This window comes from Roseateles sp. GW821-FHT09H11, assembly GCF_059415845.1.
In genome coordinates this window covers 95,213-119,835 of sequence record NZ_JBWKOA010000003.1, presented here as the reverse complement: position 1 = coordinate 119,835, position 24,623 = coordinate 95,213, and the positions used below count along the sequence as shown (strand labels likewise).

Sequence of the window (24,623 nt, the reverse complement as noted above, 5' to 3'; positions counted from 1 at the left end):
GAGGCCGCGGCAGGCGCCTCGGGCGCGCCGCGGGCTCATTGTTCGTCTCAGCCGCGCGGCCGGCCGCCCACGACCGTCTGCCGCAGCGGATTGCGGCCGAACCAGTAGCTCAGCTCGCGCGGGTGCGTCGCGTCCCAGACGCAGAAATCGGCGCGCTGGCCTGCCGCCAGCCGCCCGCGATCGGGCAAACCGAGGGCCCGAGCCGCGTTCGTCGTGAGGCCGCGCAGCGCCTCTTCCGGCGTCATCCGGAAGAAAGTGCAGGCCATGTTCAGCATCAGCAGCAGCGACAGCCCCGGCGAACTGCCCGGGTTGTGATCGGTGGCCAGCGCGATCGGCACGCCGGCGTCGCGCAGCGCCTGGATCGGCGGCAGCTTCGTCTCGCGCAGGAAGTAGAAGGCGCCGGGCAGCAGCACTGCCACCGTGCCGGCCCGGGCCATCGCGGCGATGCCCGCATCGCTCAGGTATTCGAGGTGGTCGCAGGAGAGCGCGTTGAACCCGGCCGCGAGCGCGGCGCCGCCCTGGTCGCTGAGCTGCTCCGCATGCAGCTTCACCGGCAGGCCGAGCGCGCGGGCCGCCTCGAACACGCGACGCGTCTGCTCCGGCGTGAAGCCGATGCGTTCGCAGAAGGCATCGACCGCATCGACCAGGCCCTGCTGATGCAGCTCCGGCAACCACGCGCAGACGGCGTCGACGTAATCGTCCTGACGACCGTCGAATTCGGGCGGCAGCGCATGCGCGCCGAGGTAGGTCGTCTTCACCGTCAAGCCGAGCTCGCCCAGCTGGCGCGCGACGCGCAGGCACTTGGCCTCGTCCGCCAGCGACAGGCCGTAGCCGGACTTCACCTCCAGCGTCGTCAGCCCCTCGGCCATCAGCGCCCGGGCACGCGCCACGGCGAGCGCGTGCAGCGTCGGCTCGCTCGCCGCCCGCGTCGCGGCGACCGTCGAGCGGATGCCGCCGCCGGCGCGCGCGATCTCCTCGTAGGTCGCGCCCTGCAGGCGCAGCTCGAATTCCGCCGAGCGCTCGCCACCGTAGACCAGGTGCGTGTGGCAATCGATCAAGCCCGGCGTCACCAGCAGGCCGCCCAGGTCGCGCAGTTCGCCCGCGCTGTCGCGCAGGTCGGCGGGCAGGTCCGCCATCGGGCCGACCCAGCGCAGTTGTTCGCCCTCGACCAGCAGCGCGCCGTCGCTCACCAGGCCCCAGTCGCGGTCGCCCGCCAGGGTGGTCAGCGTCGCATTGGCGTACAGCACGCGCCGCGGCGCACCTGCCGACGCCGCCGCGGCCGTCGAGGACTCGATCGTCATGACTCGCTCCAGATCAGCCACCAGGCGGGGCCGTGTTGATCGCCATCGTCGAAGACGCAGCTCTGCGAGGCCGGCGACTCGCACCACGCGAGCGTGTGCGGCGCCAGCGGCACCGAACGATGACCGTGGATGATCATCCCGCCCTCCTGCGTGAACAGCCCCAGCCACTGCGCCCCGTGCGGGATCACGGGCCGGTCGGCCGGCTGCACGCGGAACACGCCCGCGTCGCGGCGGTGCATCGCGTTGAAGTCTTGCGTCGGACCGTCGATGAGCACGCAATTCGGCGCGTCTTCGCCGGCGAACTGCACGATGCCCTCGTTGGGTTTCAGCGCCCGGCCGCGCAGGATCACGCCTGCGCCCGACAGCACGCCGAACCAACGGTCCACGCCCGGGAAGGCGGAGAACGGCCCGTCGCGGTCGATGTCCGCGATGCTGACGCGGACCTTCCAATCCGCCACGTGCGGCCAGGCGAGCAACTCGCGCGTCCGGCCTCCCCCGTTGCGCCACGGGGTGGGCGCGACATCATCGGCGGTGATCCTCATCCAGCTCATGTCCGGCAGCTTGTTGGTTTTTGTTGAAGCCCGGGATTTTCGAAGACTCATCCATCTCGTCACGTCACGAAACGTCACATCCGCCCTCCTGCCACAACTTGCCCGCCAACTCGTGAACAGCGTCACGCCTGGAAGCTGCCTTCAAGGAAATAGCGACTGGCCGGGTGCACCAGCCGCACCGCCGTCACCGTGCGGCCCTGGCTCGACGTGGCGCGCTTGACCACGAGGCAGGGCTCGCCGCGCGGCATGCCCAGCAGTTTCGCCTCGAGGGCATTGGGCATGGCCGCCTCGATCGTATAGCGGGCCTCCGACAGCGGCGCGACCTCCAGCAGGTAATGCGTCGGGGTCACGCGCTCGAAATCCTGGTCCATGTAGCCCGGGGCGCAGGCCGGATTGACGAGGCGATCCTCGCACTGGATCGCGATGCCGTTCTCGCGGTGCACGATGACGCTGTGGAACAAGGTCGAGCCGGCGCGCAGGCCGAGCATCGCGGCCTGCTCGGCGCTCGCCTTCAAGGTCTCCAGCACATGGACCTTGGCCTCGTGCCGGTGACCGCGCTCGGCGATCTCCTCATGCACGTCGCGCACCGTCAGCGTCGAGGCGATCCGGTGCAGCTCCGCGACGAAGGTGCCCACGCCCTGCACGCGGTCGATCATGCCTTCCTGATGCAACTCGCGCAGCGCGCGGTTCACCGTCATCCGGCTGACGCCGAAGGTCCCGGTCAGTTCCGCCTCGGACGGCAGGCGCTCGCCCGGGCGCCAGCGTCCGCTGGCGATGCCTTCGCGCAGATGCGTCTTCACCTTCAGGTATTGCGGCGCGGGACCGCCGCCGCCCGGGCTCGATGAGGGGGTCGCCATGGGGCGGCATCCTACTTGACTGTACTTGTATAGACAACCACGGAAAGCGATCCTATGATCGCGCCCCATCGGACCGCACAGCACCGGCCGGCCGAGCCATCCACGGCAGCCGGACCTCGCAGCTCAGACCAGGAGATCTCGATGACGACGACACCGACGACCACGACGCCCATCCACTCCGCCCAGCCGCGCCCGGTGCGCGCCCCTACCGGCACGCAGCTGAGCTGCAAGAACTGGCTGATCGAGGCCGCCTACCGGATGATCCAGAACAACCTGGATCCGGCCGTGGCGGAGAACCCCGATGCGCTCGTGGTCTACGGCGGCATCGGCAAGGCGGCGCGCAACTGGGACTGCTTCGAGCAGATCCTGAGCTCGCTGAAGAACCTCAACGAGGACGAGACGCTGCTGATCCAGTCGGGCAAGCCGGTCGGCGTGTTCCCGTCGCATGTCGACGCGCCGCGCGTACTGCTGGCCAACTCCAACCTCGTGCCGGCGTGGGCGAACTGGGAGCACTTCAACGAGCTCGACCGCAAGGGCCTGATGATGTACGGCCAGATGACGGCCGGCTCGTGGATCTACATCGGCTCGCAGGGCATCGTGCAGGGCACGTACGAGACCTTCGCGGAAGCCGGCCGCCAGCACTTCGGCGGCGACATGGTCGGCCGCTGGGTGCTGACCGCGGGCCTGGGCGGCATGGGCGGCGCGCAGCCGCTGGCGGCGACCTTCGCCGGCGCCTGCTCGCTGACCATCGAGTGCCAGCAGTCGCGCATCGATTTCCGCCTGAAGACGCGCTACGTCGACGAGCAGGCGACGGACCTCGACGACGCGCTGGCGCGCATCGCCAGGTACACGGCCGAGAAGAAGGCCGTCTCCATCGCCCTGCTGGGCAACGCGGCGGAGGTCCTGCCCGCGCTGGTCGCGCGCGTGAAGGCCGGCAGCGCGATCAAGCCGGACCTGGTCACCGACCAGACCTCGGCGCACGACCTGATCAACGGCTACCTGCCGGTGGGCTGGAGCGTCGAGCAATGGAAGGCCGCGGCCGCCGATCCGGCCAAGCACGCCGACCTGAAGGCCGCCGCCGCGCGCGGCTGCGCGGTGCATGTGCAGGCGATGCTGGACTTCCAGGCCATGGGCATCGCGACCGTCGACTACGGCAACAACATCCGCCAGGTCGCCTTCGACCAGGGCGTGAAGAACGCCTTCGACTTCCCCGGCTTCGTGCCCGCCTACGTGCGCCCGCAGTTCTGCGAAGGCCGCGGCCCGTTCCGCTGGGTCGCGCTGTCCGGCGATCCGGAGGACATCTACAAGACCGACGCCAAGATCAAGGAACTGTTCCCGCACCATGCCGGCGTGCACCGCTGGCTGGACATGGCGCGCGAGCGCATCGCCTTCCAGGGCCTGCCCGCGCGCATCTGCTGGCTGGGCCTGGGCGAGCGCCACAAGGCCGGCCTCGCCTTCAACGAGATGGTCCGCACCGGCGAGCTGAAGGCGCCGATCGTCATCGGCCGCGACCACCTGGACTCCGGCTCGGTGGCCAGCCCCAACCGCGAGACCGAATCGATGCGGGACGGCTCCGACGCCGTCTCCGACTGGCCGCTGCTCAACGCCATGCTCAACACCGCCGGCGGCGCGACCTGGGTCTCGCTGCATCACGGCGGCGGCGTGGGCATGGGCTACTCGCAGCACAGCGGCGTGGTGATCGTGTGCGACGGCACGGAAGCGGCCGACAAGCGCCTCTCCCGCGTGCTGTGGAACGACCCCGGCACCGGCGTCATGCGCCACGCCGACGCAGGCTACGAGCTGGCGGAGAAGACCGCGCAGGAGCGCGGCCTGAAGCTGCCGATGCTGGGCCGCTGAGCCCCTGCCGGCCCGGCCCCGCGTCTCCTGAACCCGCCCGCCCCAGACTCCGCTCAGACTTCGATCCGAGATCCCATGACGACCTCCCTTGAACTCATCCCCGGCAAGCTCTCGCTGGAGCAGCTGCGCCGCATCCGCGCCGGCGGCGTGACGCTCGCGCTGCACGCCGACGCCTGGCCGGCGATCCGCCGCGGCGCCGCCGTCGTGCAGGCCGCCGCGGCCGGCGACGACCCGGTCTACGGCGTCAACACCGGCTTCGGCAAGCTCGCGTCCAAGCGCATCGGCAAGGACGAACTGGCCGCCCTGCAGCGCAACCTGATCCGCTCGCACTGCGTCGGCGTCGGCGCGCCGCTGGCGCCGCCGGTCGTGCGGCTGATGCTGGCGACGAAGGCCGCCTCGCTGGCGCGCGGTTTCTCCGGCGTGCGCGAATCGGTGGTGCAGAGCATCCTCGACGCCTTCAACGCCGGCCTCGTGCCCTACGTGCCGGCGCAAGGCTCGGTGGGCGCGTCGGGCGACCTGGCGCCGCTGTCGCACATGACGCTGGCGCTGATGGGCGAAGGCGAGATGCTGGTCGACGGCCAGCGCCAGCCCGCGCTGGCGGCGCTGGAGAAGGCCGGCCTGAAGCCGCTGGTGCTCGAGGCCAAGGAAGGCCTGGCGCTGATCAACGGCACGCAGACCTCGACGGCGCTGGCGTTGGAGGGCCTGCTGCGTTTCGAGACCGTCTACGCCGCCGCGGTCGTCAGCGGCGCGCTGAGCCTGGACGCCGCGCGCGGCAGCGACGGTCCCTTCGATCCCCGCATCCATGAGGTGCGTGGCCAGCCCGGCCAGATCGAGGCCGCGGCCGCCTACCGCGCGCTGCTAGCCGGCAGCCCGATCCGCCAGTCGCATCGCGACGGCGACGACCGCGTGCAGGACCCGTACTGCCTGCGCTGCCAGCCGCAGGTCATGGGCGCCTGCCTGGACCAGTCGCGCTACGTCCGCGACGTGCTGCTGCGCGAGGCCAACGCGGTGACCGACAACCCGCTGGTGTTCGCGTCGGAGGACGGCCCCGCCGCGATGGTCTCCGGCGGCAACTTCCACGCCGAGCCGGTGGCGCTGGCCGCCGACGCGCTGGCCTGCGCGATCGCCGAGGTCGGCGCCATCGCCGAGCGTCGCATCGCGATGCTGATCGACACCGGCGTCTCGCGCCTGCCCGCCTTCCTGACCGAGAACGCCGGCCTGAACTCCGGCTTCATGATCGCGCACGTCACCGCCGCGGCGCTGGCCAGCGAGAACAAGTCGCTCGCGCATCCGGCGAGCGTCGACAGCCTCCCGACCTCCGCCAACCAGGAGGACCACGTCTCGATGGCCACCTTCGGCGCCCGTCGCCTGGGGCCGATGCTGGACAACACCGCGCACATCGTCGCCATCGAACTGCTGGCCGCCGCGCAGGGCATCGAGTTCCTGCGGCCGCTGCGCAGCTCCGCGCCGCTGGAGGACGTGCACGCGCTGCTGCGCGAGCGCTGCCCGGCGATGCCCACCGACCACTACCTGGCGCCCGACATCGAGCGCGCCTTCGTGCTGGTCAACGACGACGGCCCGCGCGGTCCGGCCGCGCTGCTGCGCGCGCGCACGGAGATGGTCGTGCTGGACTAATATCCGAGGCCTCGGCGGGCCTCGCCCGCCACTGCCTCGCGAGTCCCGCATGCCACACACCGCCTCGACGGCGCGCTCTCCGCGCGCCGTTCGCGTTTCCACCCTGCCCGTGCCGGAACGCGCCTCGCCCCAGCTTGTGCGCTTCGTTGCGGGCCTGTTGCTGCTGATCGCGGCGATGCTCGTCGCGCCGCACGCCTTCGCCGCGACCAAGGTCGTCTTCGACATCGACATGCGCGAGGAGATCGCCGCCGGCCGCTTCGATCCCGCCAAGGACATCGTCGGCGTGCGCGGCGGCGCGGCGCCGCTCAACTGGGGCCGCTCGCTGGTCGCGCCGGCCGCGGGCCTGGGACGCGAGGGCTGGTACAGCGCCACCGCCGTCTTCGAGCGCCTCCCGGCCGGCGGCAACGTGCCCTACAAGTTCCACGTCGAGCACCCCGGCCAGAACGATCCCGAAGGCGACTGGGAGACCGGCTCCAACCGGTCGCTGGAACTGGTCTCCGACGAGGTGCGCGTCACGCGCGCGTTCAACGCGCCGGGCGCGCCGATCTCGCTGAGCCGCGCCGGCACGATCGAGCGGCTGGCGCCGCTGCCCGGCAACTTCGTCGCGCAGCGTCCGGTGCAGGTCTGGCTGCCGCCCGACTACGAGCGCAACACCGAGCGCCGCTACCCCGTGCTCTACCTCCATGATGGCCAGAACGTCTTCGACGCCGCCGCGGCGGGCGCCGAGTGGCAGGTCGACGAGACCGCGCAACGCCTGGTCGTCGACGGCCAGATCCAACCGCTGATCATCGTGGCGGTCAACAACACCTCGCGCCGCATCGACGAGTACACCGCGACCGCGCGGACGTACGAGGGCCAGACCCGGGGCGGTCTCGCGCCGGCCTATGCGCGCTACCTGATCGAGCAGCTCAAGCCGTCGATCGACGCGCGCTACCGCACGCTGCCCGACGCGGCGCACACGGCGGTGGGCGGCTCCTCGCTGGGCGGCATCATGAGCCTGTGGCTGGCGGTGCATCACGGCGACGTCTTCGGCACGGCGCTGGTGGTGTCGCCGTCGCTGTGGTGGGACGACGAGTTCCCGATCCGCGACACGCAGAAGACGCCGCTGCCGATGTCGCTGCCGCGACCGAAGTTGTGGCTGGACATGGGCACGAACGAAGGTCCGGACTCGATCAAGCAGCTGCGCAAGCTGCGCTCGGTGCTGTCCGCGCGAGGCTGGGCGGGCGCCGACATCGGTTACCTCGAAGCCGAGGGTGCCGGACATGACGAGGGCAGTTGGGCCGCGCGCGTCGAGCCGATGCTGAGATTCGTCGACAAGCAGTTCAATGCGCCGGCGAGCAACGGCAACAAGACGCAGCAGGATCCCTTCCCCACCGGCGTGCGGCCGTCGATGCCGCCGGGCCCCGGCACCTACACCAAGTGACCCCGCAGTCATCGGTCCCAAACCGCTGAAGTCAGCGACTGCGAGTGGGGCCGGAATGCTTCTGGGGGTTCCCGGAGGGATGCCCCCTGATGCGTGGAGAGCCCGCGCTTGGCGACCCGCAGTCAATAGCGCTTTTGGTTCGTGCGTGAGGCTGCTGGCCCTCACCCCTGCCCTCTCCCGCAAGCGGGAGAGGGAGTCAGACCCGCGTCAGTAGCGCCCGGTCGCCCCCGCCACCCGCAGGTAGACGTAGGCGACCCACGCGACGAGCGCGCGGCCGAGGAAGCCCCGCAGCCCGCGCCCGGCGGTCGGCTCGACGCGGTGGGACTTCGCCACCGCCGCGTCGAACTCCCGCGCGACATCGCCCGCGAAGGCGGCGTCGCGCACGACGACGTTGGCTTCGAGGTTGAGCAGCAACGACAGCGGATCGATGTTGGAGCTGCCGATGGTGGCCCAGTCGTTGTCGACGACGCAGATCTTGGCGTGCAGGAAGGCCGGCGTGTACTCGTAGATCTGGACGCCGTGCCCGAGCAGCTCGTCATAGAGCGCATGCGCGGCCAGCGCGGCGATCCGGTAGTCGACCTTGCCCTGGAGCAGCAGCCGCACCTGGACCCCGCGCTGCGCCGCGTCCTTCAGGGCGCGACGGAAGCGCTGCCCCGGATAGAAGTACGGCGTGATCAGGTCCACGCGCACGGTCGCGGCGCGGATCGCGTCGACGTAGGCGCGCTCGATGGTGCGGCGCTGGCGCAGGTTGTCGCGCAGCACGAAGGCCGCGCGCACCGGCGGCAGGCGGGTGGGGTCGCGCCGGCGGTGTTCCCCGCGCGGCATCCGGATGCGCCGCATCAGGCGCTTCGCGCGCCGCGCCGGCGAGGCGCTGCGGATCATCGCCCGCATCTCGTCGCCGAAGTCGTGGCCCAGCCACGCGCGCGTCCACACGGCACGCGCCGCCTGCTCGATGGCCCGCACCGCGGGCCCGCCGACGCTGACGGCGAAGTCCAGCCGCGGCGTCTCCGTGCGGCCGTGATGGAGGTCGACGCGGTCGTCGATCACGTTGATGCCGCCGACGAACCCCACGCGTCCATCGACCACGCACAGCTTCTGGTGCAGCCGCCGCAATTGACCGGGATGCAGCCAGTTCCACCACCGGTCGATCGGACGGAACACCGCCAGCGCCACCGGCGTGCCGTCGACTTCCCCCCGCAGCCAGCCCAGGCTGCCCTTCGAGCCGAAGCCGTCCACCACCACCCTCACCCGCACGCCGCGTAACGCGGCGCGCTTCAGCGCCGCCACGGTCGCGGCACCGGCCTCGTCGTCGTGGAAGATGTAGGTCGCGAGCCAGACCTCCTGCTCGGCCCGATCGATCGCCTCGATCTGCGCCGGGAACAGCGCATCGCCGCCGCACAGCAGCCGCACCGCGTTCCCGCCGGTGAAGCTGGGCTGGGACCCGAGGGTCCAGGGGAAGAGGGGTTCCTGCGGCCGCTTCAAGTCAGCACGAGCTCGGCGAGCAGCGGCAGGTGGTCGGACATGCGCGCCCACGCCGGACCGCGCGGGACCTTCATGTCGACGCAGCGCAGGCCGCGCATGTAGATCCGGTCCAGCGAGAACACCGGCACCCGCGACGGGAAGGTCGGCAGCGAGCGCTTCGCGCCGGGCAGCATCGCCCGGCCCAGGCCGGTCGCGCGCATGGGCTCATCCAGCCGCTCGCCCCAGTCGTTGAAGTCGCCGGCCACCACCAGCGGCGCGCCGTGCGGCACGTGGTCCTCGATGAAGGCCGCCAGCTTCTGTATCTGGCGCACGCGGCTGCCATGGATCAGGCCCAGGTGCGCCACCACCGCGTGCACCTCGGTGCCCTGCCAATGCACCGGCACGTGCAGCAGGCCGCGCTGCTCGAAGCGGTGGTCCGACACGTCGTGATGGCCGATGTCTCCCAGCGGATAACGCGACAGCAGCGCGTTGCCGTGCTCGCCGTGGCGCGTGACCGCGTTGGTGCGGTAGGCCACCTCGTAGCCTTCCGGCGCGAGGAACTCCGCCTGCCCCTGCTCCGGCCAGCCGAACCAGCTGCGGTCGAACTGGCGCGCCTCGCGGTGATGGAACAGCCGGACCTCCTGCAGGAACACCAGGTCCGCGTCCAGCGCCTGCACGCCCATGCCGAGGTTGTGGATCTCCAGCCGCTTGCCCGGGCCCATCCCGCGCACGCCCTTGTGGATGTTGTAGGTCGCGACGCGCAGGCGGCCGACGCTGTCGGCGGGCGAGGTGTCCGTGGTCGCCGAATTGGTCAGGGCCGCGTGACGCGGCGTTCGGCGGATCATGGCGCGGCCTTTTCGTGGCGCGCCCGGATCGACGCGATGTGGGCGGGCAGTTGGAGGATGGCTTCCGCGTTGGACGGCGAGAAGCACAGGTCCGCCGCCTCGCGCCACGGCAGCCAGCGGAAATCGAGGTGCTCGCGCGGCGCCAGCGTCACCGCCGTGCCCGACGGCACCGTCAGGCCGAAGACGTGTTCGGTGTTGCGCGTCACGCCCGGCGCGTAGCGGTGGCGCCAGACCGGGTAGATGTCGTAGACGTTGGCCACCTGCCAGTCGACGAGCGCCGCCGGGGCCAGGTCTTGCACGCGGATGCCGGTTTCCTCCAGCACCTCGCGCCGGGCGGTCTCGCTCAAGGGCTCGTCGGGCGTGTCCTTCGACCCGGTCACGCACTGCCAGAAGCCGGGCCGGTCGGCCCGTTCCAGCATCAGCACGTCCAACGCGTCGGTGTGGATCACGACCAGCACGGACTCGGGGATCTTGTAGGCGCGCGCGGCCGGTTCGGCGTCGGCCGTTTCGGCGGTGACCGTTTCGGCGGCGGCCGGGAGCGGGGTGGCGGCAGGGGCGAGAGGCACGTCGCTCATAGCAGGCAAGCATATCCCAGGGTCATGGCGCGGCCGGCGTGTGCCGGGCCTGGCACGCCGCCGACATGGACTCCCACACGCGCGACAAACAGCCGACACGAACGGGCGCATCGCGGTGCCTGACACGCGGGCCGCGTGCGCGGGCAACGCTTGTTCACAGTCGGCGAACAACGGCGTCGGCAGATGTGCGGCAGGAAATATAGAAAGTTTGTAGAGCCGTCGGACGCCGCTGTTCATGAGGGCATCCGCCGTGCCGGCCCCCGGAAGAATGGCTTCCATCGTCACCACCACCCAGGAGAAGTCATGTCCACCGTCCCCACCACGACCGGCACCGGCGCTCCGCTGGTCGCCTCCCGTCAACTCGTGAACCGCCCGAGCGGCAGCTTCGAGATCAACGCCCGCGAGTACGGCACCGTCGCCGCCGGCGCGATCGGCCTGGCGCAGGCCGCCTATCAGGGCGGCGAGAACGCCGTCAGCACCGTCGTGCATTGGAGCGAGGAAGGCCTGCAGGCGCTCGAGGACGGCGCCAAGGACGTGGGCCACGCGATCTCGACCGGCCTGTCCGAGGTGAAGGAGCTGGCCGGCGACGTGAAGGATGCCGTCGCCAGCGGCACCAGCACGGTCATGAAGGAAGCCGGCGAGTTCGGCAGCACCGTCGGCGGCTACCTCGCCGCGGGCGCCGTCGCGGGCAAGGCGCTGATCGACGAGATCCTCTGACCATGCGCGCCGCCGTCGCCGTGGCCCGCGCCGTTGCCCGGGCCCGCGCCAGTGCCCGCGCGCTCGCCGGCGTCTTCACGACCGCGCTCGTGATCGGCACCGCGATGCCGCTGGCCGGCTGCTCGCTGCTGAGCCCGATGCCCACCGTCGAGCTGGCCAAGGCGACGGCCGGCATGGCGACGATGGCGATCGGCCAGGGGCCGACGCGGGCGACGCAGACGGTGTTCCACGACGCGGCGCTGCCGGAGCGCGTCTGCATCGAATACAACCGCTCGCTCGCGCTGCCCGAATTCGTCCCGGCGCTGATCGCCGAACTGCGCGAGCACGAGGTCCAGGCCCGCGTCTTCGAAGCCGGCGTGCGGCCCGGCGACGAGGCCTGCCCCGCCTGGGTGCACTACCAGGGCCTGCAGCAGTGGGACAGGCCGCCGCTGTCGGACCAGATCCGGCCCTACCTCGCGCAGGCCACGCTGAGCCTGCACGACGCCGGCGGCCGCCTGATGGCCGCCAGCAGCTACCGCAGCGACGACGCGGCGCTGGGCATGGGCAAGTGGGCCAGCACGCGCAACAAGCTCGCACCGGTGGTGCGGGCGCTGCTGACCGGTTTCGAAGGTTGAGCGCGGCGCCGGCCTTCAGGACCGCGCGCCCGACATCCAGAACAACGATCGCATCGACGAGGGAATCATGGTCAACGTCTCCACGGCCGCGCGACGCGGCATGCTCCTGCCATCACTGCTGGCGTCATTGCTGTTGCCGCGGCTGTTGGCGCTGCTGGGCGCCGCGGTCCTGAGCGCCTGCGCCTCGCACGACGCGCTGGTCCAGGGTCCGGTGCAGGTGATGCCGGTGCCGGACGGCGCCTATGTCGAGCGCGTCAACAACGGCGCGATCTACCAGCCCGGCATGGCCGCGGCCTCGCTCTTCACCACCGAGCGCCGCGCGCGCCAGGTCGGCGATTCGCTGAAGGTCGCCATCAGCGAGTCGCTCAGCGCCACGCAGAAGAGCAAGACCGACACCAGCCGCGACAACAAGCTCGCGGTCAAGGGACCGGGCGGCTCCAGCAACGTCGGCATCGTCGATCGTCTGCTCAAGGCCGACGCCACCGCGTCGGGCAGCGATTCGTACAAGGGCTCCGGCGATACCGAGGCCAGCGGCAGCCTGAGCGGACAGATGGCCGTGTCCGTGATCAACGTGCTGCCCAACGGCCACCTCGTCGTGGCCGGCGAGCGCAGCATCGCGATGAACGGCGGGCTGCAGACGCTGCGCTTTTCGGGCGTCGTCAATCCGCAGGACATCCGCACGGGCAACCAGGTCCAGTCCGCGGACGTCGTCAATGCGCGCATGGAGATCGCCGGCAAGGGCGAGGTATCAGACGCGGCCCGCCGCAGCTGGCTTCAACGCGTGCTGACGTCGAGCCTCGCCATCTGGTGACCGCGTCCCGCGAAGCGCGTTCCGCCAGGCACGCCAGGACGTCGGCTCAGGCGAGCCGCGCGGCGAGCCGCCGCGCGAGCTCGAGCGCTTCCGTCAGACCGGCACGTCCCGCGTCGGCGTCCGCGGCATCGCCGGGGCTGCTGGCGAGCCGCTCCAGCACCGCCACCAGCGTCCGCGCCTGCGCCCCCGGGTCGGCGGCGTCGGACGTGCCGCCCGGCGCCTGCGGCGCGGGCAGTTGGGCGATCAGGCGCTGCAGCCAGCCGGCGAGCCGCTCGGCCCGGCTGCGGTCGGCGCGCGACCAGACGGCGCCTTCCGCCCGTTCCAGCACCAGTTCCCCGACCACCGCGCCGGCCGCGTTCCTCAGCGACAGCGTCTGCGACGAGCGGCCCGCGCGCGCCGCGGCGCCCACGAGCGAGGCGGAGCCCCCCGCGGTCCAGCGCAGATCCAGGCCCGTCAGCGCCAGGGCTTCCAACAGCCGCGGCCGCGCCTGGCCCCATTGCGATTCGACGTCCGCGGTCGTCGCCACCGCCGCGCCGGAACGTCCCAGCGTCAGCAGCAATCCTTCCGCACCGTGCGGATCCGTGTCGAAGCGCGCGAGCTGTTCCAGCCGCGCCGGCAGTTCCGTCTGCCCGAGCGTCGCCTCCAGGCGCTGCCGCTGCTGCTGGTGATACCAGCTCGGCCCGAGCTGCTCCTGCTCCGCCATCAGCTGTCCCAGCCGCCCGTGCGCCGCCGCCTGCAAGGACCTCGACTGGATCTCCTCGCCCAGCGCGAGCGCCTGCTGCGCGGGCGGCACGGCCTCGGTCCCGCGTCGCAGCTCGCTGATCAGCAGCAGCGTCTGCGCCTGCAACCAGCGGTAGCGGCAGCGCCGCGAAAGATCTTCCGCCTCCGCCGCCAGGGTCAGGGCGTGCTCCACCGCGCCGCTGTCGCGCGCGCAGCGCGCGTGGTGCCACATCGCCTCGGCCTCGTAGTCGCGGTGGCCGACGGCGCGCGCGTCGGCGCGGGCCTCGTCCAGGCGCGGCAGCGCGGCCTGCGGGCCCTGCGTCGCGCGCAGCGAGACGGCGCGGTTCAGCGCGATCTTGGAGCGCATGTAGGGGTCGTCGCCCAGCTGCGGATAGTGCAGCTCGGCCTGATCCAGCACCCGGCCGCCGCGCGCCCAGTCGCCGAGCGCGAAACACAGGTGCGCCAGGCCGATCCGGGCCAGGCAGGCCCAGCGGGTCTCGTCGTCGGCCAGCTCCAGCGTCTGGCTCCAGGCGTTGCAGGCCTGGACGTAGTCGCCGCGCTGGTAGTGCATGCGGCCCAGCGCCTCGCTGAGCTCCGCCGCCTCCTCCAGCAGCCGGTGCTGCAACGCGCGGGCGATGGCGCGTTCCAGTTCGGCCTGAAGTTCCGGTCCGCGGCCCCAGCGCTCAAGGATGAAGAAGGCGCCGAGCAGGGCCTGGAACGGCGGCTCGCCCTCGCGCGCGATCAGGCGCTGCAGCCGCGGCAGGGCCAGGCCGGGGCGACGCATCACCAGCCGTTCCCAGCGCGCCTGCGGCGTCAAGGGCAGGCGTCCCCCCGCACCGGTGCCGCGTCGTGCGCCCGCCTGCCGCGTGCGCCCGTCCCTGCCCTTGCTCCCGCGTTCGCCTCGCTCGCCCGTCGCCATGTCCGTCCCGTTCAATGCCGCCCCGCTGCGGGGAACGACCGGAGCATAAACGCCCCGATGGATCACGCCGCCCGGGGCGCTCTTTCAACGATTCCGACTGATAACCGGGTTGAGCACACTCATTCAAGTCGGTAGAGGACCCACTCTCACTCACTCGTGCCATTGAAGGGGATCACGTCAAAACAGGAGGATCGCCATCTCTGTTCGACATCCCCATGCACATGACAACACCGCCTCTCCAGCCCACCCGCGCCGCCTGCGCCATCGTGCTGTCCACGGTGATCACCGCCGCGATCTTCGGCCTGGTCATCGTCCTGCCGGCGAAAGCGGAGACGCCGCCGATCCCGGCGCATCCGGTCGCGTCCGCCGCCCAGCACAACAAGCTGGCCGGCCCCGCGTCGAGCCTGCATCGACCGCCCCTCGTCACGCGCCTCCTGACCCGTGGACCGACGCGCTCGACGTTCGCCGGCACCGAGGTCACGAGCCGTGAGCGCGGCGTCGACGGCGATGTCCTCGAGCATCGCACCGTGACGTCCTCGTCGGGCAACACGACGGTGGAAACCCGGACCGTCCTGCGCCACCGCGACACGCGACTCGTCGGCGATCAACAGACCGGCGCTCCCGGCATCAACTACGGCCCTTCGCGCGAACGCAGTCTGCAGGGCCGCGGCGCCGACACACCCACCAGCGTCGAATCGTTCCGATACGGATACAGGCTCAAGCTCGATTGATGGGTCCGGATTGAAAAGACAACGCCCCGACGGCTTGAGCCTCGGGGCGTTGTGCTTCGTGCGGCGGCGCCTTCAGCGCCACCGGTGGGCGATCGTCAGGCCGTCGCGGCGCCCGGGTTGCGCAGGCGGATGTGCAGCTCGCGCAGCTGCTTCTCGTCGACGAAGGACGGCGCGCCGGTCAGCAGGCACTGCGCGCGCTGCGTCTTCGGGAACGCGATCACGTCGCGGATCGACTCGGCCTTGGTCATCAGCGTCACCAGGCGGTCCAGGCCGAAGGCCAGGCCACCGTGCGGCGGCGCGCCGTACTGCAGCGCGTCCAGCAGGAAGCCGAACTTCACGCGCTGTTCCTCGGGGCTGATGTTGAGCGCCTCGAAGACCTTGGCCTGCACGTCGGCCTTGTGGATCCGCACCGAACCGCCGCCCAGCTCCCAGCCGTTGAGCACCATGTCATAGGCCTTGGCCACGCACTTGCCCGGGTCCGTGACCATCAGGTCCTCGTGGCCGTCCTTCGGCGCGGTGAACGGGTGGTGCACGGCGGCCCAGCGCTTGTTCTCCTCGTCTTCCTCGAACATCGGGAAGTCGACGACCCACAGCGGCGCCCACTTGTCCTCGAACAGGCCGCTGGTCTTGCCGAACTCGCTGTGACCGATCTTCAGGCGCAGCCCGCCGATCGCGTCGTTGACGACCTTGGCCTTGTCCGCGCCGAAGAAGATCAGGTCGCCGTCCTGCGCGCCGGTGCGCGACAGGATGTCCGCGACCGCCTTGTCGTGCAGGTTCTTCACGATCGGCGACTGCAGGCCCTCGCGGCCCTTGGCCGTCTCGTTGACCTTGATCCAGGCCAGGCCCTTGGCGCCGTAGATCTTGACGAACTCGGTGTAGCTGTCGATCTCGCCGCGGCTCATCTGCGCGCCGCCGGGCACGCGCAGCGCGACCACGCGACCGCCGGGCGTCGTGGCCGGACCGGAGAAGACCTTGAAGTCGACGTCGCCCATCACGTCGGTCAGCTCGGTGAACTCGAGCTTGACGCGCAGGTCCGGCTTGTCGGAGCCGAAGCGGTGCATCGCCTCGGCGTACTTCATCACCGGGTAGTCGCCCAGCTCGACGTTCAGCGCCTTGCGGAAGACGTGGCGGATCATGCCCTCGAACATCGCGCGGATCTCTTCCTCGCCCAGGAACGAGGTCTCGATGTCGATCTGCGTGAACTCGGGCTGGCGGTCGGCGCGCAGGTCCTCGTCGCGGAAGCACTTCGTGATCTGGTAGTAGCGGTCGAAGCCCGCCACCATCAGCAGCTGCTTGAACAGCTGCGGCGACTGCGGCAGCGCGAAGAACATGCCGTCATGGACACGCGACGGGACCAGGTAGTCGCGCGCGCCTTCCGGGGTGCTCTTCGTGAGCATCGGCGTCTCGATGTCGACGAAGCCGTGCTCGTCCAGGAACTTGCGCGCTTCCATCGCCACGCGGTAGCGCAGCATCAGGTTGTTCTGCATGTACGGGCGGCGCAGGTCCAGCACGCGGTGCGTCAGGCGCGTGGTCTCGGAGATGTTCTCGTCGTCCAGCGGGAAGGCCGGCGTCACCGACGGGTTCAGCACTTCCAGCTCATGGCACAGGACTTCGACCTTGCCGCTGGCGACGTTGGCGTTCTGCTTGTCGGCCGGGCGCGCGCGCACCTTGCCGACGACCTTGATGCAGAACTCGCTGCGCACGCTTTCGGCCACCTTGAACATCTCGGGGCGGTCGGGGTCGCAGACGACCTGCACGAGGCCTTCGCGGTCGCGCAGTTCGATGAAGATGACGCCGCCGTGGTCGCGGCTGCGATGGGCCCAGCCCATCAGGGTCACGGTCTGGTCCAGCAGCTTCTCGCTGACTTGGCCGGCATAGCAGGTACGCATGGGGGTTCTCCGGAAATTCTTCAGTGTTCGGGGCGGGGCTGGCGGCGCGCCTTCAAGACGTTGTCGGCACGGGGCTCGACGACGGGCGCGGCCAGCGATTCAAAGGGGCGCTGGCGGGGTCCTGCGGACCCTCAGGACTGAGCGCTTGCCGGGGCGCTCAGCCCGGTCAATTTCGGGTGGCTTCGCTCGGCAGGACGATCGCGGGATCCCCTTGAGGAGCGACGACGCCCATCGAGATGATGTATTTGAGCGCTTCGTCCACGCTCATCGCCAAAGGCCGCAACTGCGCCCGGGGCATCATCAGGAAGAAGCCCGAGGTCGGGTTGGGCGTCGTGGGCACGTACAGCGCCACGTGCTCGTCGGCCTCGGCGCCGCTGAGCGTGCCCAGCTGCTGGGCGACCTCGCCGCGCGGCGTGCCGGTGACGAAGGCGATGGTCCAGGAGCCCTGGTGCGGATACGGCACCAGCACCGCCTCGCGGAAGGCGTTGCCGCTGGACGAGAACAGCGTGTCCGAGACCTGCTTGACCGAGCTGTAGATGCTCTTGACGATGGGGATCTTGTAGAGCAGCCGGTCCCACTGGCGCAGCCACCACTGGCCGAAGATGTTCGCGACGAACATGCCGGTCAGCATCAGCAGCGCGACCATGACGACCACCCCCAGGCCGGGGATGTCGTGCAGCTGCTTGAGCGATTCCTGGGCGGCCAGCGGCAGCACCGCGCCGACGGCCGACAGCAGCCACATGAAGACGCCGTCGATCATGCCGAGCACCCAGAGGAGCACCCAGACGGTGATCGCGAGCGGGAGCCAGACCAGCAGGCCGGTGATGATGTACTTGCGCATGCCTGGGTCCGGGCCTCGATCTCAGTGGCAGGCGCAGGAGCCGCCGCAGGCCGTGCCCGACGACGTCGCCGAGCCGGAGGACGACTCGGACGCGGCGGCGGGAGCACCGCCCGACGTCGACGCGCCTTCGGCACCGGCGGCCGGCGCGGCGGCGGACGTTGCCGCGGCCGCGGTCGAGCCGCCCCGGAAGTCGGTCGCGTACCAGCCGGATCCCTTCAACTGGAAACCGGCGGCGGTCACCTGCTTCGAAAAGCTCTCCGCGCCACAGGCGGGGCAGACGGTCAGCGGGGCGTCGGACAGCTTCTGCAGCACGTCTTTGGCGTGGCCGCAGGCGCCGCAGCGGTAAGCGTAGATCGGCATGTTGTGGGGACTACCGGGTCAAAAACCCGAAATTATATAGAGGGCGCCGCTGACGCCCGACTCATGCCGGACTCATGCTGCCCTCTGGCTGCCCTCTGGCTGCCCTCTGGCTGCCCTCTGGCTGCCCGCTCGCCGGGCTCAGGCCCCGCCGGCCAGGCGGTGGTGCGATCCGTGGGAATCCCGGATCGCCTGCGGCCCCAGCGACCCGACCAGCATGCCGACGATGCCCGCCAGCAGGCCCGCCAGCTGCGCCGGGAACTGCTCGCCCGCGGGCGTCACGAGGAACAGCAGCCAGGTGATCACGCCCAGCACGATCGCGAAGATGGCGCCCTGCGTCGTCGCGCGCTGCCAGTACAGGCCGAAGACCAGCGGGACGAAGGCGCCGACCAGGGTGACCTGGTAGGCGCTGGAGACCATCTCGTAGATGGAGGTGCCCTGCAGCGCGATCGCGTAGCCGCAGACGCAGACCGAGAACAGCAGCACCGCGATGCGCATCGTGCGCAGTTCCTGCTTGTCCGAGACGCGCGGGAAGAACTGGCGCCAGATGTTCTCGACGAAGGTCACCGACGGCGCCAGCAGCGTGGCCGAGGCGGTCGACTTCAGCGCCGACAGCAGCGCGCCGAAGAAGATCACCTGCATGATGAAGGGCATGCGGTCCATCACCAGGCGCGGGATGACCTGCTGCGGGTCCTCGGCGATCAGCTGCTTGGCGGCCTCCGGCATGATGATCAGCGCGCTGACGACGATGAACATCGGCACGAAGGCGAACAGGATGTAGCAGATGCCGCCGATGACCGGACCGCGCGTCGCGGCCTTGATGTCCTTGGCCGACATCACGCGCTGGAACACGTCCTGCTGCGGGATCGAGCCCAGCATCATCGTCACGGCCGCGCCGAGGAAGAACACGATGTCGTGGAAGCTCGGCTCGGGCAGGAAGCGGAACATGTCCTGGCTGCTGGCCAGCGTGATGACCTTGTCGGCGCCGCCGGCCATGTCGGCGGCGAACCAGGCAATGATGGACAGGCCGACCACCAGGATGATCATCTGGATGAAGTCGGTCACGGCCACCGACCACATGCCGCCGAACAGCGTGTAGGCCAGGATGGACGCGGTGCCGATCATCATGCCCACGGGGATGCTGATCGCGCCGCCCGACAGCAGCTTGAACACCAGGCCCAGCGCCGTCACTTGCGCCGCCACCCAGCCGAGGTAGGACAGGATGATGATGAAGCTGCAGACCACCTCGACCACGCGGCCGTAGCGCTCGCGGTAGTAGTCGCTGATCGTCAGCAGCGTCATCCTGTAGAGCTTGGCCGCGAAGAACAGGCCCACCAGGATCAGGCACGACCCGGCCCCGAACGGATCCTCCACGACGCCGTTCAGCCCCGTCTGCACGAACTTGGCCGGGATGCCCAGCACGGTCTCGGAGCCGAACCACGTCGCGAACGTCGTCGTGATGATCATCACCAAGGGCAGGTGTCGCCCGGCAATGGCGAAGTCCGCCGTGTTCTTCACCCGCTTGGCGGCCCACAGGCCGATCGCGATGGTGACAAGCAGGTAGAGGATGACCAGGGTCAGGAGCATGGCAGCGGGCCTTGGGAATGCGGGGATGCAAACGCGTGGGGGGTCCACACACAAAAAAGCGCGCGGATTATCCCCGGAACCTCACATCGGGGAGGCCAGGGTCCTCCCGCCCCGCGAACTCCGCTTTTCGTCGCCCCTACTGATCGTTTCAGCGCCGAGCGCGCCTTTGAAAGGATCAACACATGTTTGGAATGGGCTTCGACCCCTCATCGCAGTTGTTCTCGAACCAACTGACCCAGGACCAGAGCGAGGACATTGGCCAGGCAGGCCAGCAACTCGCTCGAGACAAGCAGCTGGGCCTCTTCAGCCAAAAGATCACGGACACGAAGATCGAAATGACGAACGCACAGATCGGTTCGGTCGACAAGGTCAGCTTCCGCTAATTCTCCCGCCTCCGCGAGCGCCAGACGCGCTCGCTCTTCACCCTCAAACTAAAGAAAGGACTCTTCCATGTCTGGAGAAGTCACTCAGCTGAAAACGCAACTCGCCTACCAAACGGGCGTCAATGACGGCATGCGACAAGGTGGCATGACAGGCCAGCGCGGCTTCTTCGGCCGCGGCATGGACTTCGCGTCCAGCTTCTGCGACTCGATCATGGGCAACTGCGCCGCCGGCATGTCGAAATGCTTCCGTCGCTTCGGCTTCTGGTAACGGCCTGATCGTCGATCTTCCCGCTGGGCGGCGCCGCGCGGCGCCGCCCGCTCCCGCGGCGCACGGCGCCGCTTTTCATCCGCCAACGCCATGATCGATCTTGCTCCCGCAGCCGAACAGGCCCCCGTCCCGGCGCACGTCCTGGAGAAGCGCGCCTGCATCGCCGCCTTCATGGACAGCCATGGATTCGGAATCGGCGCACCGGCCGCGCGAGTCGTCGATGGATGTCAGCCAGCAGGTCGCCTACCGGCAACTGGCCGGCATCGTCGACGTGACGCTGTCCGGACTGTCGCCGGACCTGCGAGGCACCTTCGACCTGGCCTGCCTGCAGGAGGAGTCCTACCGCGATGTCGCCGAGATCCAGGCGATCCCGATCGGCACGGTGCGCTCGCGCGTGAACCGCGTGCGGACGCTGCTGCGCTCGCGCCTGAAGCAGGGCTTCGCCGACTACGCCACCTGACGCGCCACCTGACGCACGACCTGACGCGAAAGCCGGCTTTCCCTTCCGCTTCCCCAGAAAGCCCCCAAGAGGGGCCCCTTCCCCACCCGTCCACCGCCCCCACGAGGGGCGGTTTGCGTGGCCACGGCGCGGCGAACGATCCTCAGTCGATCCAGCGCATCGCCAGCTGGGTGAGCACGAGCGCCAGCATGAAGCCGCCCACGCCCCACAGCAGTGCCTGCAACAGGTGATTGGTGCGGCGCTGCTCCACCAGCAGCTGACGCGTCAGGTCGGCATGACCGTCCTCGGCGCGCTGGCGCAGCACCTCGTGCATCAGCCGGGGGAACTCCGGCACCATCTGCGCAAAGCGCGGCGCCTCCTTCTTCAACTGGCGCAGGAAGGCGCGCCAGCCGATCTGCTCGTCCATCCAGCGCTCGAGGAACGGCTTGGCCGTCGCCCAGAGGTCCAGTTCGGGATCGAGCTGCCTGCCCAAACCTTCAATGTTGAGCAGCGTTTTTTGCAGCAAAACCAGCTGAGGCTGAATCTCCACGTTAAATCTGCGGGAGATCTGAAACAGGCGCATCAATACCTGGCCCAGCGAGATGTCCTTGAGCGGCTTGTCGAAATGCGGCTCGCAGACGGTGCGCACCGCGCCCTCGAGTTCATCGACGCGGGTCTCGGGCGGCACCCAGCCGGATTCGATGTGCAGCTCGGCGACGCGCTTGTAGTCGCGGCGGAAGAAGGCGATGAAGTTCTGCGCCAGGTAGTCCTTGTCGACCTCGGTCAGCGTGCCGATGATCCCGAAGTCCAACGCGATGTAACGGCCGAAGGTGTGCGGCTCCAGGCTGACCTGGATGTTCCCGGGGTGCATGTCGGCATGGAAGAAGCCGTCGCGGAACACCTGCGTGAAGAAGATCGTCACCCCGTCGCGGGCCAGCTTCCTGATGTCCACGCCCGCCTCGCGCAACCGCTCCAGCTGCGAGATCGGCACGCCGCGCATGCGCTCCATCACGATGACCTCGCTCCGGCAGAGCTCCCAGATCATCTCCGGCACCATCACCAGCTGCAGATCCTGCATGTTGCGACGGAGCTGGGCCGCGTTGGCGGCCTCGCGCACCAGGTCCAGCTCGTCGTGCAGGTAGGTGTTGAACTCGGCGACGACCTCGCGCGGCTTCAGCCGCCGGCCGTCGGCGGAGAAACGCTCCACCCAGCCCGCCAGCGTGCGCATCAGCGCCAGGTCGTCCTCGATGATGTCGAGCATGCCCGGCCGCAGCACCTTGACGGCGACTTCACGCCCGTCGTGCAGCGTCGCGAAGTGCACCTGCGCGATCGAGGCGCTGGCCACCGGCTCGGCGTCGAAGGTGGCGAACAGCTCCTCGATGCGGCGGCCGAAGGCGCGCTCGATCAGTTCGCGCGAGAGCTCGGCGGGGAACGGCGGCACGTTGTCCTGCAGCCGGGACAGTTCCTCGATCATGTCCGGCGGCACCAGGTCGCGCCGCGTGGACAGCAGCTGGCCGAACTTGACGAAGATCGGCCCCAGCCGCTCCAGCGCCAGCCGCAGGCGCACGCCGCGGGGCTGGTCCCAGGCGCGGCCGACCGTGATCAGCCGGCGCAGGAAGCGGAACCGCCGGCGCTTGAGCGTGGACAGCGCCAGCTCGTCCAGCCCGTGTCGATAGAGGGTCCAGACGATGACCAGCAGGCGGGACAGATACCTCATGCCCGGATCTCGGTCCGGGCGCTCATGTCCGGCCCTGGCCGTCGGGCATGAAGCGACCCGCCTGCCGGGCCAGCGTCGCCATCGCCCCGGCGGCCGCGCGGCCGACACGGCCGAGCTGGTGCGCCACGGCCGGACCGGTGATGGCCGCGAGGTCGTCCTCGATGTCCCAGCGCACGTGGTCGATCAGCCAGTTGAAGTCGCCGGCCAGTTGCGCGTCGCCCTGCACCCGTACATCCGGACGCGCGCCCGACAGCGCCGCGAAGGCCGCGGCGGCGGGGTTGGACGCGTCCAGCTCGATGAGCAGGTCCGGTTCTTGCCTAGGGGCATCCTCGTCGCCCAACCGTTCCAGAAGACCGGCCGGGGTGATGCGCAGGCGCAGATCCGGCGCGGCCGGCAGCATCGCCGGCCAGCCGGCCAGACGCAGTCGCAAGGTCTTGCCCGTGTGCGGGGCCAGGCGCGCGGTGGCGACGGGCTCGCGGGACATGACATGGTTGAGCAACAGCGTGATGCGATCCTGGACCGCGGGGGCGAGGAGCTTGGACCATTCTTGAAGCATGGGGCGGATTGTAGGCAGGGCGCGAGAGTGGCCCGGCCGCGGCGGAACCGGTGACAAGCTAGGGGGTCCGGTTACGAGTCCGCGCAACTTATTGAGCGAGAATTTCCGGCTCTTGGCCGGGGAAGGACCACTGGGTGATGTTTGAGGACCGAAATTACAAAAGAACCTTCTACAGCGCGCCGCAGTCGGTCCAATCCTTCATCGCGGCCTTCCTGGAACCGACACTGATCGTCCTGGTCTATCTGACCCTGCTGGCCTGGTTCGGCGAGCCGGTGATGCGTTCCACGTACACGCTGTGCATGCTGGTGTTCGCACTGACCTTCCCGGGACGCAACCGCTTTGCCGACCATCCCGCCAGTGCCGTCACCGACATCGTCGGTTCGTGGTTGATGCTGCTGCTGATCCTGGGCATGTTCGCCTACGCGACCAGCAGCTTCCATTACTTCGAGCGGCCGGTGCTGCTGTGGTGGGCGCTGCTGACGCCGCTGGCGCAGATCATCGCGGTCGAGATCGGCCGGCGCGTGCTGCGCTGGCGTTCGCGCCAGCCGTGGATCCGGCGCACCGCGGTGATCATCGGCGCGGGGCCGCTGGGGGCGAAGGTCGCGCGGGCGCTGCAGTTCGGCCCCGTCGGCGGCGCGGACTGCCTGGGCTTCTTCGAGGACCGCACCGACGACCGGCTGCATCCCGACTGCCTGGGCCGCGTGCTGGGCACGCTGCCGCAGCTCAGCGACTACGTCCGCACGCACGGCGTGCGGGAGGTCTACATCACGCTGCCGCTGGGCTCGCAGCCGCGCATCCTGCGCCTGCTGGAGCAGTTGCAGGGCACGACCGCGTCGCTGTTCTTCGTGCCCGACGTCTTCGGCATCAGCATCATCCAGGGCCGCTTGCAGGACGTGAACGGCGTGCCCGTCGTCGGCATCCTGGAAACGCCGTTCACCGGCGTGAACGAGGTCGTCAAGCGGATCAGCGACATCGTGCTGGCGTCGCTGATCCTGGTGCTGATCTCGCCGATCCTGGTGATGCTGGCCATCGGCGTGAAGATGAGCTCGCCAGGGCCGGTGATCTTCCGCCAGCGCCGCAACGGCCTGGACGGCGAAGAGATCATGGTCTACAAGTTCCGCTCGATGCGCTCGATGGACAACGGCGCGGTCGTCAAGCAGGCGACCAAGGGCGACCCGCGCATCACGCCGTTCGGCGCCTTCATCCGCAAGACCTCGCTGGACGAGCTGCCGCAGTTCATCAACGTGCTGCAGGGACGCATGAGCATCGTCGGACCGCGCCCGCACGCGGTCGCGCACAACGAGGAATACCGCCAGATCATCAAGGCCTACATGGTCCGCCACAAGGTCAAGCCGGGCATCACCGGCTGGGCGCAGGTCAACGGCCTGCGCGGCGAGACGGACACCGTGGACAAGATGAAGGCGCGCGTCGAATACGATCTCGAGTACCTGCGCAACTGGTCGCTGGGACTGGATCTCCAGATCATCGTCCGGACGGTCCGGCTGATGCTGTTCGATCGCCATGCCTATTGATGACGACAGCAGATGACGACCACAAGAAGGGGACCCC

The 24,623-nt window shown here is 69.8% G+C and carries 24 protein-coding genes; 11 read left to right on the top strand and 13 right to left on the bottom strand.

The window, feature by feature from the left end; all coding sequences use genetic code 11:
• Positions 1-47: 47 nt before the first annotated feature.
• The 3 genes from hutI to hutC all read right to left on the bottom strand — a co-directional run bounded on the left by hutI (position 48) and on the right by hutC (position 2,709).
• Positions 48-1,301 (bottom strand): imidazolonepropionase, encoded by a 1,254-nt coding sequence (hutI, locus tag AC07PR_RS11380; protein WP_495135365.1) that lies wholly within the window; start codon positions 1,299-1,301, stop codon positions 48-50.
• Positions 1,298-1,852, bottom strand: coding sequence for a HutD/Ves family protein (locus AC07PR_RS11375; protein WP_377160987.1), 555 nt, complete (start codon positions 1,850-1,852; stop codon positions 1,298-1,300). The genes hutI and AC07PR_RS11375 overlap by 4 nt, the downstream gene beginning before the upstream one ends.
• 122 nt (positions 1,853-1,974) lie before the next feature.
• Positions 1,975-2,709: a histidine utilization transcriptional repressor HutC gene (gene hutC, locus AC07PR_RS11370; RefSeq protein ID WP_483107556.1), complete on the bottom strand. Its 735-nt coding sequence runs from the start codon at positions 2,707-2,709 to the stop codon at positions 1,975-1,977.
• 141 nt (positions 2,710-2,850) lie between these two features.
• On the opposite strand from hutC, the gene hutU reads away from it, so the two are divergent.
• From hutU to AC07PR_RS11355, 3 genes are all read left to right on the top strand, one after another.
• Positions 2,851-4,566: a urocanate hydratase gene (gene hutU, locus AC07PR_RS11365; protein WP_377160983.1), complete on the top strand. Its 1,716-nt coding sequence runs from the start codon at positions 2,851-2,853 to the stop codon at positions 4,564-4,566.
• 75 nt (positions 4,567-4,641) lie between these two features.
• Entirely contained in the window at positions 4,642-6,201 is a 1,560-nt protein-coding gene (hutH, locus tag AC07PR_RS11360) for a histidine ammonia-lyase (protein WP_483107558.1), read from the top strand.
• A gap of 49 nt (positions 6,202-6,250) precedes the next feature.
• Positions 6,251-7,624: an alpha/beta hydrolase gene (locus AC07PR_RS11355; RefSeq protein ID WP_495135364.1), complete on the top strand. Its 1,374-nt coding sequence runs from the start codon at positions 6,251-6,253 to the stop codon at positions 7,622-7,624.
• 207 nt (positions 7,625-7,831) lie between these two features.
• Here AC07PR_RS11355 and clsB read toward each other — a convergent pair whose 3' ends face one another.
• From clsB to nudB, 3 genes are all read right to left on the bottom strand, one after another.
• Positions 7,832-9,106: a cardiolipin synthase ClsB gene (gene clsB / locus AC07PR_RS11350; protein ID WP_495135363.1), complete on the bottom strand. Its 1,275-nt coding sequence runs from the start codon at positions 9,104-9,106 to the stop codon at positions 7,832-7,834.
• The gene (locus AC07PR_RS11345) at positions 9,103-9,807 is read right to left on the bottom strand and encodes an endonuclease/exonuclease/phosphatase family protein (protein ID WP_377161774.1); all 705 of its coding nucleotides are present in this window, start codon (positions 9,805-9,807) and stop codon (positions 9,103-9,105) included. The genes clsB and AC07PR_RS11345 overlap by 4 nt, the downstream gene beginning before the upstream one ends.
• A gap of 119 nt (positions 9,808-9,926) precedes the next feature.
• Positions 9,927-10,505: a dihydroneopterin triphosphate diphosphatase gene (gene nudB, locus AC07PR_RS11340; protein ID WP_377160972.1), complete on the bottom strand. Its 579-nt coding sequence runs from the start codon at positions 10,503-10,505 to the stop codon at positions 9,927-9,929.
• A gap of 303 nt (positions 10,506-10,808) precedes the next feature.
• On the opposite strand from nudB, the gene AC07PR_RS11335 reads away from it, so the two are divergent.
• The 3 genes from AC07PR_RS11335 (at position 10,809) to AC07PR_RS11325 (ending at position 12,647) form a co-directional block, all read left to right on the top strand.
• Positions 10,809-11,222 (top strand): hypothetical protein, encoded by a 414-nt coding sequence (locus AC07PR_RS11335; protein WP_431099856.1) that lies wholly within the window; start codon positions 10,809-10,811, stop codon positions 11,220-11,222.
• A 2-nt stretch (positions 11,223-11,224) separates the two neighbouring features.
• Positions 11,225-11,836: a cell division protein FtsI gene (locus AC07PR_RS11330; RefSeq protein WP_495135362.1), complete on the top strand. Its 612-nt coding sequence runs from the start codon at positions 11,225-11,227 to the stop codon at positions 11,834-11,836.
• Positions 11,837-11,903: 67 nt separating this feature from the next.
• Entirely contained in the window at positions 11,904-12,647 is a 744-nt protein-coding gene (locus AC07PR_RS11325) for a flagellar basal body L-ring protein FlgH (RefSeq protein ID WP_483107562.1), read from the top strand.
• Between the two features lie 46 nt (positions 12,648-12,693).
• Here the strand turns inward: AC07PR_RS11325 and AC07PR_RS11320 are convergent, their stop codons facing one another.
• Positions 12,694-14,286: a hypothetical protein gene (locus AC07PR_RS11320; protein WP_377160964.1), complete on the bottom strand. Its 1,593-nt coding sequence runs from the start codon at positions 14,284-14,286 to the stop codon at positions 12,694-12,696.
• Positions 14,287-14,507: 221 nt separating this feature from the next.
• Between AC07PR_RS11320 and AC07PR_RS11315 the strand changes: the two genes are divergently transcribed.
• A complete protein-coding gene (locus tag AC07PR_RS11315) occupies positions 14,508-15,017 on the top strand; it encodes a hypothetical protein (RefSeq protein WP_495135361.1) in 510 nt (169 codons plus the stop codon).
• Between the two features lie 95 nt (positions 15,018-15,112).
• On the opposite strand, the gene aspS is transcribed toward AC07PR_RS11315, so the two are convergent.
• The 4 genes from aspS to AC07PR_RS11295 form a co-directional block, all read right to left on the bottom strand.
• The gene (aspS, locus tag AC07PR_RS11310) at positions 15,113-16,906 is read right to left on the bottom strand and encodes an aspartate--tRNA ligase (protein ID WP_377160960.1); all 1,794 of its coding nucleotides are present in this window, start codon (positions 16,904-16,906) and stop codon (positions 15,113-15,115) included.
• Positions 16,907-17,072: 166 nt separating this feature from the next.
• A complete protein-coding gene (locus AC07PR_RS11305) occupies positions 17,073-17,747 on the bottom strand; it encodes a DUF502 domain-containing protein (protein WP_377160958.1) in 675 nt (224 codons plus the stop codon).
• Positions 17,748-17,768: 21 nt separating this feature from the next.
• Positions 17,769-18,107, bottom strand: a complete 339-nt coding sequence (locus AC07PR_RS11300) for an FmdB family zinc ribbon protein (RefSeq protein ID WP_495135360.1) — start codon at positions 18,105-18,107, stop codon at positions 17,769-17,771.
• A gap of 138 nt (positions 18,108-18,245) precedes the next feature.
• Positions 18,246-19,691: a high affinity choline transporter 1 gene (locus tag AC07PR_RS11295; RefSeq protein WP_377160954.1), complete on the bottom strand. Its 1,446-nt coding sequence runs from the start codon at positions 19,689-19,691 to the stop codon at positions 18,246-18,248.
• A gap of 182 nt (positions 19,692-19,873) precedes the next feature.
• On the opposite strand from AC07PR_RS11295, the gene AC07PR_RS11290 reads away from it, so the two are divergent.
• From AC07PR_RS11290 to AC07PR_RS11280, 3 genes are all read left to right on the top strand, one after another.
• Complete coding sequence (locus tag AC07PR_RS11290) at positions 19,874-20,074, top strand: hypothetical protein (protein WP_495135359.1); 201 nt, start codon at positions 19,874-19,876, stop codon at positions 20,072-20,074.
• A 67-nt stretch (positions 20,075-20,141) separates the two neighbouring features.
• Positions 20,142-20,342, top strand: a complete 201-nt coding sequence (locus tag AC07PR_RS11285) for a hypothetical protein (protein WP_431099868.1) — start codon at positions 20,142-20,144, stop codon at positions 20,340-20,342.
• 181 nt (positions 20,343-20,523) lie between these two features.
• The gene (locus tag AC07PR_RS11280; RefSeq protein WP_377160948.1) at positions 20,524-20,802 is read left to right on the top strand and encodes a sigma factor-like helix-turn-helix DNA-binding protein; all 279 of its coding nucleotides are present in this window, start codon (positions 20,524-20,526) and stop codon (positions 20,800-20,802) included.
• A gap of 142 nt (positions 20,803-20,944) precedes the next feature.
• On the opposite strand, the gene ubiB is transcribed toward AC07PR_RS11280, so the two are convergent.
• Positions 20,945-22,498, bottom strand: coding sequence for a ubiquinone biosynthesis regulatory protein kinase UbiB (ubiB, locus tag AC07PR_RS11275; protein ID WP_483107586.1), 1,554 nt, complete (start codon positions 22,496-22,498; stop codon positions 20,945-20,947).
• Positions 22,499-22,520: 22 nt separating this feature from the next.
• Positions 22,521-23,054 (bottom strand): hypothetical protein, encoded by a 534-nt coding sequence (locus tag AC07PR_RS11270; protein WP_377160944.1) that lies wholly within the window; start codon positions 23,052-23,054, stop codon positions 22,521-22,523.
• 137 nt (positions 23,055-23,191) lie between these two features.
• Here AC07PR_RS11270 and AC07PR_RS11265 point away from each other — a divergent pair, with 137 nt between their 5' ends.
• Positions 23,192-24,586, top strand: coding sequence for an undecaprenyl-phosphate glucose phosphotransferase (locus AC07PR_RS11265; RefSeq protein WP_377160942.1), 1,395 nt, complete (start codon positions 23,192-23,194; stop codon positions 24,584-24,586).
• Positions 24,587-24,623: the final 37 nt, after the last annotated feature.